Genomic DNA, 1,327 nt, shown 5'->3' on the forward strand with positions numbered 1-1,327 from the left:
ACCTTTATAGAGACAGACATTGCCGCAATTTTTGTCAATTGTTTGCGATCTGAAGCGAACTAATCAATTAAATCTTTTGCCAGATAAGGATTGAGTCGATTTATGCTCCCCTATCGAACCATACCAAGTCCCGAAGAGCCACCTACAAGATCGCTTCTCCTCCTCTCCAAAAGCGATCGCTCCTCCCCCTGACCAAAAAGCGATCGCCCTTTGCGTTCCTATCCCAAGCGGCAGCTTTAAAGTTTAACCAACAAGATGACAGCGAATAACAATCAATTTGGTGTGTTACATTTATAATATAGATATTTCAAGTAAAAATCATTTCACCAACAGATCATGCTTAATTCTATTAACGCATTATTTGACGGAAAGGTCTTTCATCCAGAGCAACCCGTTAGATTGAAGGCTAATACTCGTGTCCGCATTATTGTTGATAACTTATCGGATGAAAATAATGAACTCATTTCTTTTTTAGAGACAGCAGAATCATTACAACTAGACGGACCCTCTGATTGGTCAGAAAATCTAGATAAATATTTATATGGCGAAGAAAAAGAGCATGAACCCTGAGAAATTTCTCGATACAAGTTATGCGATCGCTTTATCTTCATCTACGGACGATTATCATCATAAAGCACTTGCCATTGCCCAACAATTAAAAGCTTCAAAAACACCTTTAGTTACAACCAGAGCCATTATTTTAGAGATTGGCAATGCTTTATCTAAACAAAAATATCGCTCTAAGTCAATTAAATTATTGTCCTCATTAGAAAAGGACAAAACGGTGACAGTTATTCCCTTATCGGAAATTCTTTATCAAAAAGCTTTTCAACTATATTGTCAAAGAAACGATAAAAATTGGGGAATTGTTGACTGTATTTCTTTTATTGTAATGGAAGAGCGTAGAATAACGGAAGCATTAACAACGGATATTCATTTTCAGCAAGCTGGTTTTCGAGCTTTGTTGAGAGATTAATCTCAGGATGATCGTATCCCTCACATCCCCAAAAAGCGATCGCCCTTTGCGTTCCTATCTCAAGCAATGGCAGTTTTAAAGTTTAATCAACAAGATGACGGCGATCGCATTATTTTTTTAGATATTTTGAGAAGAGGCCGTTCTCTCAGCAAAAAAATAGATTAAAATGAGTGTGTCAGCCTGATTAACAAGATGAGTTATGCCAACACCGACTATACTTTAGACGTTCATAATCTGAGATTTATTAAACTTCTGAAATCGTAGAGTGAGCAAGGAATCCAGTTCTTTTTTATGTTTCAGGTGGGCATCATTCAGACATTCATAAATAGCTGAAGAAAAGTCAGAAAAGTT

At 36.8% G+C, this 1,327-nt stretch carries 2 protein-coding genes and 1 pseudogene; 2 read left to right on the forward strand and 1 reads right to left on the reverse strand.

Annotated elements, in window-relative coordinates; all coding sequences use genetic code 11:
* The first annotated feature begins 336 nt into the window (after nucleotides 1-336).
* Both O9324_RS26100 and O9324_RS26105 read left to right on the forward strand, forming a co-directional pair.
* Complete coding sequence (locus tag O9324_RS26100; protein WP_288141734.1) at nucleotides 337-570, forward strand: hypothetical protein; 234 nt, start codon at nucleotides 337-339, stop codon at nucleotides 568-570.
* Nucleotides 560-976 carry a type II toxin-antitoxin system VapC family toxin gene (locus tag O9324_RS26105; RefSeq protein ID WP_288141735.1) on the forward strand — a complete coding sequence of 139 codons (417 nt, stop codon included), beginning with the start codon at nucleotides 560-562 and terminating at the stop codon, nucleotides 974-976. The genes O9324_RS26100 and O9324_RS26105 overlap by 11 nt, the downstream gene beginning before the upstream one ends.
* Before the next feature lie 219 nt (nucleotides 977-1,195).
* Here the strand turns inward: O9324_RS26105 and O9324_RS26110 are convergent.
* Nucleotides 1,196-1,327: pseudogene (locus tag O9324_RS26110) on the reverse strand (IS630 family transposase); the annotation flags it as partial.

The organism is Microcystis sp. LE19-84.1B, assembly GCF_027531875.1.
GTDB lineage: Bacteria > Cyanobacteriota > Cyanobacteriia > Cyanobacteriales > Microcystaceae > Microcystis > Microcystis panniformis.

Bases quoted from the DNA above. Each gene is read 5' to 3' on its own strand.
- O9324_RS26100 (WP_288141734.1), top strand. From the start codon at position 337: ATGCTTAATTCTATTAACGCATTATTTGACGGAAAGGTCTTTCATCCA.
- O9324_RS26105 (WP_288141735.1), top strand. From the start codon at position 560: ATGAACCCTGAGAAATTTCTCGATACAAGTTATGCGATCGCTTTATCT.